Here is a 275-nt window from a genome sequence, read left to right on the forward strand (position 1 = left end):
TCTCACCGATATCACCGCCATTTTCATTGATGACTTTAAGCCACTCTTGCGGCACTGACGACGAACCATGCATGACCAAATGGGTGTTAGGAATACGGGCATGAATCTCTTTTACGCGCTCAATGGATAAGATATCGCCCGTCGGTGGACGCGTGAATTTATAAGCACCGTGACTGGTACCAATGGCAATGGCTAGCGCATCAACGTTGGTGTCTTTAACGAACTGCTCAGCTTCATCAGCACTGGTCAATAGCTGCTCGTGATCTAATATACCT

The 275-nt window shown here is 47.6% G+C and carries 1 protein-coding gene; it reads right to left on the reverse strand.

Translation table 11 applies throughout. The features are described from left to right. The coding region (locus AAEY75_RS14975; protein WP_352260022.1) for a class II fructose-bisphosphate aldolase at positions 1–275 on the reverse strand (275 nt) is incomplete at both ends.

Source organism: Psychrobacter sp. TB55-MNA-CIBAN-0194, assembly GCF_040309505.1.
GTDB classification, from domain to species: Bacteria; Pseudomonadota; Gammaproteobacteria; order Pseudomonadales; family Moraxellaceae; genus Psychrobacter; species Psychrobacter fozii.